6 protein-coding genes are annotated in these 7823 nt (G+C 48.9%); 1 reads left to right on the top strand and 5 read right to left on the bottom strand.

Annotated features, from left to right (window positions below):
- Positions 1 to 285: 285 nt before the first annotated feature.
- From pssA to trxC, 4 genes are all read right to left on the bottom strand, one after another.
- Positions 286 to 1641, bottom strand: coding sequence for a CDP-diacylglycerol--serine O-phosphatidyltransferase (gene pssA / locus DT73_RS24385; RefSeq protein ID WP_036116441.1), 1356 nt, complete (start codon positions 1639 to 1641; stop codon positions 286 to 288).
- Between the two features lie 102 nt (positions 1642 to 1743).
- On the bottom strand, positions 1744 to 4404 hold the full coding sequence (locus DT73_RS24380) for a bifunctional acetate--CoA ligase family protein/GNAT family N-acetyltransferase (RefSeq protein ID WP_036116439.1): 2661 nt from the start codon (positions 4402 to 4404) through the stop codon (positions 1744 to 1746).
- 33 nt (positions 4405 to 4437) lie between these two features.
- Positions 4438 to 5139 carry a tRNA-uridine aminocarboxypropyltransferase gene (locus DT73_RS24375; protein WP_036116438.1) on the bottom strand — a complete coding sequence of 234 codons (702 nt, stop codon included), beginning with the start codon at positions 5137 to 5139 and terminating at the stop codon, positions 4438 to 4440.
- A 59-nt stretch (positions 5140 to 5198) separates the two neighbouring features.
- The gene (trxC, locus tag DT73_RS24370; RefSeq protein WP_036116436.1) at positions 5199 to 5630 is read right to left on the bottom strand and encodes a thioredoxin TrxC; all 432 of its coding nucleotides are present in this window, start codon (positions 5628 to 5630) and stop codon (positions 5199 to 5201) included.
- 204 nt (positions 5631 to 5834) lie between these two features.
- Here trxC and DT73_RS24365 point away from each other — a divergent pair, with 204 nt between their 5' ends.
- Positions 5835 to 6857, top strand: coding sequence for a tRNA/rRNA methyltransferase (locus DT73_RS24365; RefSeq protein WP_036116433.1), 1023 nt, complete (start codon positions 5835 to 5837; stop codon positions 6855 to 6857).
- Between the two features lie 61 nt (positions 6858 to 6918).
- On the opposite strand, the gene ung is transcribed toward DT73_RS24365, so the two are convergent.
- A complete protein-coding gene (gene ung, locus DT73_RS24360) occupies positions 6919 to 7611 on the bottom strand; it encodes a uracil-DNA glycosylase (protein ID WP_036116432.1) in 693 nt (230 codons plus the stop codon).
- Positions 7612 to 7823 lie beyond the last annotated feature (212 nt).

Below are 7823 nucleotides of genomic sequence, written 5' to 3'. Positions count from 1 at the left end.
AAGAACCCTCAGCGAAAGCTGGGGGTTTTTTGCTTTTGTGCTTCAGGCTGTTCAGCTGTTCAGCCACTTACCTGCAGTTTCACACCAGGAAACACTTTAACAGTCAGGCAGAAGAGAATCGGCCTGTACATGAACACAGACAGCACCACAAATGTGTTAAGCCGCAATGGAAAACAAATACGAGCAGTATCAAATAAGAGTGGGAATAACTGGCTTAATAAGACAGGAATAGCTGGAGAGAATAAAACCTTGCCTGGCGAACCCAGACAAGGAAATAAAGGCAGGTTACAACATTCTGCTAATCAACTTATCGATACGGATTCGGCGTAAACGGCGAATGAGTTTACGCACTTTAACCGGGTAGTCTGCAATACTTTGCAGGTCACGATAATGCTGAACTATAGTTGTGTGCTGGCGAATTAACTGGAGTTCGTGCTCTCGTGAAGCTTCCAGTTCATTAAGTGGGTCGTGCACCAGAATGGCATTTTCAAGATCAAGCCGCCACGCGCGGGGATTCAGGTTGTTGCCCGTTAATAGAATCCATTCTGTATCTACCCACATACCTTTCAGGTGATAGCTGTTGTCTGCATCTTTCCATAAACGAACAATTAACTGGCCACTGTTGACATAATATTGCAGCCGGCTAATAAACCTGCGCAAATTGATCTCATAAAGATATGGCAGGGCACCAATAATTTTAAAAGGCTGATCTTCGGGGATGTAAAAATCATTGGCTGTTTTATCGCCCACAATAATTTCGACTTGCTTACCTGCTCGTAGTAGCCCAATGATATTACGCACTAAAATAGCGGGTAAATTAAAATAAGGTGTGCAGATAGTCAGCTTATGTTCAGTGCACGGAATCAGATGGCAAATGGTTCTGTTCAGTAAACTGGATTTACCGAGACCAACCAGTGGTGTCACCGATAATGTTTCGTTATCTGACCGCCCGGTATAGTGGTAGCTACTTTCCCGTAGTTTCTGCCGGTATAAGCGAATATCATTTTTGATATCCTGGCTTTTTGGCCGCTCTGGCGCATCGAGCCGGTTTACCGCCATGCCAGCTACCAGATTTTGTTTTACCCAAACATACAGCGTATCTGCCAAGGCGCCGTTGCGGATTAAGTGGTAGCGGTCGTAGCGGTATTTATCATGCTGATGAAGGTATACATCGTTCAAACTGGCCCCGCTGTACAAAACAGCGTTATCAATGATGAACCCCTTAAAATGCAGTACGCCCAATGCTTCACGTGTGTTGACAGGAACGCCATAGACGGGAATAACCGTACCCGGATGTTCAGACGCCATTCTGGCGTACCAGTCTGCGTTTGTATCAGATGCCGCAACACCTATGCGGCCGCGCTGTGCACGGTGCCAGTCAACCAGTACCGTTACCTCTAATTCTGGACGGAGCTTTTTAGCCTGATACAGAGCCGCAAGCACTGCCTGTCCGCCATCGTCCTGCTCCAAATACAGCGCAACAATACAGATGCGCTTTGTCGCCGTCGCTATTTTTTCCAGCAGCGTTTCCCTGAAATCTGCAGGGGAAAAAAAGAACTCAACATCATCAACTGACTGAGGAAGCTTGGGTAACTGGGCAAGGTGTTGTTGATGTTTATTTCGCTTAAGTCTGGACAACATCACAGTGCTAATCTTCTCTCTATTTAGGGCAGCCAGGCGCTTAAGCCTGGCGACAGAATCTGTCGATGATACCACTACAAGGCATGAATGTAGCTAACATATTCATAATTCAGACTCTGTTGATAGTGGCAGGGTCAGGCTGACAATACCATCTTCCAGCATCGTCTCTATGCGAAACCCCAACTTTTTAGCCAGTGTTATCATCCCCTGATTTCCTGGCATGGTGATACCGTTTAAGTTATTGAGCCCATGATCCCGAGTATAGCTGATGAGTTTTTCCATCAATTTTCTTCCCAACCCCAGGCCCTTAAGATCAGAACGAACCAATACGGCAAATTCGGCATCGACATTATCGGGATCTGATATTGCCCGTGATACACCGATAATTTCATCGCCCCCGGATGTTGAGCGAACTGCGACAAAAGCCATTTCTCGATCGTAGTCTATCTGCGTCATGTTAGCTAAATCATCATGGGTAAATTCATTGATTTCGCTGAAATAGCGGTAATAGAGATCTTCTCTTGTCACCTGGCTAATAAACAGCTGCAGCAGGGGTTCATCCTCTGGAAGAATGGGGCGAAATAAACAGTTAGCTCCACTTTTCAGTACGACTTGCTCTTCGAGTTCATGGGGATAAGGGCGAATAACAAGCTGGTGCGGTGTTGTATTTTCTGGAGAAGCCAGTTGCAATGTTACATCCAGCAAACTGAAATCACTGCCAGAAACCAGCAACGGATGAATATCCAGCTTACTGATTTCCGGGCAATCAATAATCAGGTTGGATACTTGCACCAGAATGTGGCTCAGGCCAGCAATATCGAGTGGTGATAGCGCACTTTGCCCCCGAATCTTCCCTAATTTAATTGCCTGAATGATCAAATAGCGCGCCAGATTCATATTCAGGGGAGGTAAGGCAACAACGGCTTGTTTATCCGGTTGCCAGTCTCGGCCACCTTCACCCAGCATGATCAGCGGGCCAAACAGTGGGTCGTTATCCACCTGAATACGGAGTTCCTGCGCTCCCGCCCGGTTAGCCATGCTTTGAACTAACAGACCATGAATACTTGCCTGAGGCCAGGTCAGCCTGACACGGTCAATAATTGCTTCTGCCGCATGCTCAACTTCGGCGGGAGTCCTGAGGTACAACATCACCCCCTGAACTTCAGATTTATGAGGAATGTCTGGGGAACGTAATTTCAGGGCGACCGGGTAGCCAATTTGCTCTGCAATATGCACGGCTTCAGCGCTGTCACCTGCAATCCATGTTGGCAGTGTTTTCAGACCGTAAGCTTCCAGAATTGGGCGAACCTCATGGGTATCGAGGGTGGTGACGCCTTGCTCTAATGCCTGCTGTAATCTCCGGTGCGCTTCTGTTGTATTCTGTTGCAGGTTTGCGGGCAAGGCTGGGGTTTCACGCAATTGCTTTTGGTTGCGCCGGTATTCAACCATATGCATGAATGCGGTGATGGCACCTTCTGGCGTCCGGTAAGTAGGGATGGCTGCGTCACTGAATAACCGCCGGGCCTCAATCGAGGAATGCTCCCCACACCAGTTAGTCAGGATGGTCAGGCGTTTGCCACGCGGGTGCTGTTTCAATTGCTGAATAATCGCCTGAGCACATTCTGTTGCCGGGGCTGCAGCACTGGGGGCGTGAATAATCAGTAGCGTATCAATATTGCTGTCATCAAGCATACAGCTTAATGCCTGGCAATAATGCTCAGGAGTGGCATCATCCCGTAAATCAAGCGGGTTACTGGCCTCCACACTGGCAGGAAGCAGCTTTGCCAGATGGCTGCAGGTCTCTTCTGTTAGTTCACTTAGCTTGCCGTTTCTTAACCACAAAGCATCAATTGCCAGTGCGGCAGGGGCCGCCCCATTGCTCATGATCATAATCTTCTCGCCCTTTAGTGGGCGCATGTGGCTGAGGGTTTCTACTGCAGAGAAGAGATCATGGGTATCCTGAACACGGAGCATCCCCGCGCGCTGAATGGCCGCATCCCATGCAATATCCAGCCCACCGTGGGTTTTGAGCAACTTCCAGGCTTGTTCACTACGCCCACTTTTGATAACAACCACAGGTTTGTTACGGGAGGCACTTCTGCCGGCAGATACAAAACGGCGGGCATCAGAGAGGTGTTCAAGATACAACAGAATAGCGCTGGTCTTGCTGTCCCGGGCTAAAAAGTCGAGCAGTTCATCTACACTGATGTCCAGGCTGTCACCAAGCGCGACAAAATAAGAAAAGCCCATTTCACGCTGTTGAGCCCAGTCAAGGATAGTGTTGGAGACAGCCGCCGACTGGGAAATAAATGCCAGTTTCCCCTTGCGAATAGGAACAGGAGAAAAGCTGGCATTCAACCCTTGCCATGGCGCAAGTAACCCGAGGCTATTAGGGCCAAGAATGCGCATTTGCCATTGTTGAGCACAGGCGAGTAGCTCAGCCTGTTGCTCCGGGGGAGAAGAAAGCACAATGCACGTTTTGCAGCCTTTTTTACCCAAGGCTGCCAGCAATTCAATATTGCGTTTGGCATGAGTGCAAAGTACCGCGAGATCTGGCGAAAAAGGTAATGCACTAACTTCAGGCCATGCCAGAACACCACAAACAGCTTTCCATGCGGGTGTGACGGGCAATACTGGGCCTTTAAACCCTCCGGCCAGTAAGTTTTGCATCATCAGAAAACCCGCACGCCCTGGTTTCATTGACGCGCCAATAACGGCGATTGATGCAGGGCGTAATAGTGCTTCCAGTCCTCTCTGGCTCATCTTCCTCTCCCTAAGAGATATGACTCGCTGAGTTTAAATGCTTTCTTCCAGTTTTGCTGTGACCTTGTGTGAATGATGAGCTTTTCCGGCAAGATAACGTTCGCGGAACAGCGTGAAATGCCGGGTTAATTGACGGGATGCCACAACATCGCCAGCAAGTTCCAGTAAGGCAATTGCCACTTCAGCTGTGCAATACTGCCCTTCACCGTGAGCTTCACGTAACTGGTAGGCGGAAGTGGCATTCAAATCCACAGAAATGACCGGTAGCGTGTCCAGCCAGGGGCTTTTACGAAACATTTTTCGGGCTTCGCTCCATGTCCCATCCAGCATAATAAACAGTGGCGGTTTCCCGGTAGTTGGGGGGCGATGATATACCTTGCGTGATTCACCAGTATCGTTGGCTGGAAACACGACCATAGGTTGCCAGTTACCTGATGAAATTACTGATAATAGCGGTTCTGGTGGTTCGGTGCGTGACCACTGAAATGCGGTTGTTTCCGGCAGAATATCTGCAATCAGGCGGCCTGTATTACTCGGCTTCAATGGTTCAGTATCATACATAAGCAAACTGAACTGGCTGCGTGAAGGTGCTGTAACCAGGGTGTCACACAAGCATTGCGTCAGCGCAAGCAGGCAGCGCTGGCAGCGACGCACCTTGTTGCCACGGGCAAGAAATGGGCGTGTGGAACGGGCAAGTCTTGCCTCGCGTAAGCGGAGAACGGCGTTATCGTGCATGGAAGTGGCTTACAAGAAAAACGCCATTCTCTCAGAGTGGAGATATTGGAACAAGTGATTCAGGATTGTGGTTCCAGGCATTCATTCAACCATTCATCAAACGGAGCTTTTGGCATAGCACCATTGAGCATATCCACCAGTTCGCCTTGTTTAAACATCATGATGGTGGGGATACTGCGGATACGAAAACGCGCACTCAGTTCTTGTTCGGCTTCGGTGTTGATTTTCACGAAACGTATATGTTCACGGCGTTCCTCCGCCACTTCTTCAAAAACAGGCGCGAAGTTACGGCACGGGCCACACCAGGGAGCCCAAAAATCAATAACCACAGGCAGGTCATCTTTGAGGATTGTATCCAGTGTTTTACTGGTAGCATTGATGATACTGCCATCGAACAGTGCGTGACCGCACCGGCCACATTTTGCGCCATCCTGGAGGCGTTCTTCGGGAAGGCGATTGATGGACTGGCAGGCGGTACATACTGTTTTCATAGCTAACCTCAACGATAATTCGTCACAGTGAAGTTACGGATAAATGTTTAATATATGTTGCGTATTATTATTGTTAAGGTTGCTAACAGCAATGCGATTTATTCGATGGGTACAATAGTTGTTAGCTTTTGCGTAAAGGAAATAGATAACGCTTGCTACATCAGGTAATCTTCGCGCTTCGCGCAGCGCTGGTGGAGAAAGAGAATGAGCGACGAAATGAAAGGTAAGAGCGGTAAAGTTAAGGTGATGTATGTTCGTTCGGATGATGCCTCTGGTGAACGTGGGCGTAATCCTCGCACAGGCAAGGGCGGCGGTCGTCCGGATAAACCATCCCGGGGGCAGTGGAAAGGTCCACGTAAAGACACAGACAGCAATGCGTCGCGCGAACGTTCTCCATGGCGTACTGTGTCCAGAGCGCCCGGCGAAGCAGAACAGCCTGAAGCCGATCATGGCGGCATTAGTGGTAAGAGCTTTATCGACCCGGAAGTTTTGCGTCGGCAGCGTGCAGAAGAAACGCGCGTATATGGCATCAATGCCTGTCTGGCATTATTCCAGAACCGCCCTGAAGCGATTGTCCGTGGTTGGTTTGTTCAGAGCGTAACCCCACGCTTTAAAGAAGCTTTGCGCTGGATGGCAGCTAACCGCAAAGCGTATCACGTGGTTGATGATGAAGAACTGGCGAAAGCGTCAGGTACTGAACATCATGGCGGCGTGTGTTTCCTGATTAAAAAACGCCGTGGTATTGAAGTGGATACTTGGGTAAGCCAGGCGGGCGAAACAGATTGTGTTCTCGCGCTTGAAGATGTCAGTAACCCTCATAACCTGGGGGGGATCGTCCGCTCCTGTGCGCACTTTGGTGTGAACGGGGTTCTGGTGAATGATGCCGGGTTACTGGAGTCTGGCGCTGCGGTGAGAACAGCAGAAGGTGGAGCCGAGCATGTTAGCGCGATTACCTCCAGTAGTGTTGAGGAAGCGCTGCGCCAGTTCAGGGCTGCAGGCTACACCATTGTTGGCACTTCCGGGAAAGGTGGTACACCTTTATTTTCAGCAGAGTTGCCGAAAAAGGTTGTTTTGCTGATTGGCCGTGAAGGCAGCGATGAGAAACATGAAGCTCTGCTCAATTCCGATTTGCATGTCTCAATTGATGGGACCGGCAGCGCCAGCAGCCTGAACGTTTCCGTAGCCAGCGGGATTATTCTTGCTGAATGGTGGCGCCAGAATCACTAAGTTTTCTCAGGTGTAATGAACAAGCCGGTGCATTGATTTTGCGCCGGCTTTTTTACAGGTGTTACGCTTGTGGTGCTTCAGGTAAATGAGGTACCCAGTCGATGGGAGGCAGACCACGTTCAGCTAAATACTCATTGGCCTTAATAAAATGCCCACACCCAAAGAAACCACGGTGAGCAGATAACGGCGACGGGTGAGGAGCCTGTAAAACGAAATGTTTTTGCCGGTCGATTATACTGCCTTTTTTCTGGGCATGAGCGCCCCATAACAGAAAAACGACACCTTCACAGTGCTCATTAATCAATGAAATCACTTTATCTGTGAATGTTTCCCAGCCAAAACTGGCGTGAGAATGTGCTTTTCCTGCCTCAACGGTTAGCACTGTGTTGAGCAGTAATACCCCCTGGCGTGCCCAGCTTTCAAGATAGCCATGGTTTGGGCGTTGAAAACCGGGTAACGAACCTTCCAGCTCTTTATACATATTCACCAGTGATGGTGGCGGGGCAATGCCTGGCAGCACAGAGAAAGCCAGACCATGGGCTTGCCCCGGGCCATGATAAGGGTCCTGACCCAGAATCACGACTTTGATATCACTTAATTCTGTATAACGAAATGCATTAAACACATCTTTTGCTGGTGGGTAGACTGTAATACCAGACCGGCGAACATCTGCCACTCTTTGCAGTGTTTCGATGAAATAAGGTTGCTGTTTTTCCTCAGCCAGCACATCGTGCCAGGTTAGTTTTCCTGCCATGCCTCTCTCCCACAATTTTTCTGGAGCTAGCTTACCGTGTTCCCCCTGCGAAGCAAAATGGCACCTTCATTTTTGTCTATTTCATTCAAATTTTTTTGAAAATTTACAAAACTTTTATCCATCAATGAAATGCATAAGTTGATGTAAAACAAATAGAACCATTAATGACCATTTTCACCGCATGGTTTTTTTTGATTAAAATCAAAGAATGC

This window comes from Mangrovibacter sp. MFB070 (assembly GCF_000705335.1).
GTDB lineage: Bacteria > Pseudomonadota > Gammaproteobacteria > Enterobacterales > Enterobacteriaceae > Mangrovibacter > Mangrovibacter plantisponsor.
This window is presented reverse-complemented; position numbering and strand designations above follow the sequence as displayed.

Coding starts and splice junctions, on each gene's coding strand:
- pssA (WP_036116441.1), bottom strand. CDS start 1,641: ATGTTGTCCAGACTTAAGCGAAATAAACATCAACAACACCTTGCCCAG.
- DT73_RS24380 (WP_036116439.1), bottom strand. CDS start 4,404: ATGAGCCAGAGAGGACTGGAAGCACTATTACGCCCTGCATCAATCGCC.
- DT73_RS24375 (WP_036116438.1), bottom strand. CDS start 5,139: ATGCACGATAACGCCGTTCTCCGCTTACGCGAGGCAAGACTTGCCCGT.
- trxC (WP_036116436.1), bottom strand. CDS start 5,630: ATGAAAACAGTATGTACCGCCTGCCAGTCCATCAATCGCCTTCCCGAA.
- DT73_RS24365 (WP_036116433.1), top strand. CDS start 5,835: ATGAGCGACGAAATGAAAGGTAAGAGCGGTAAAGTTAAGGTGATGTAT.
- ung (WP_036116432.1), bottom strand. CDS start 7,611: ATGGCAGGAAAACTAACCTGGCACGATGTGCTGGCTGAGGAAAAACAG.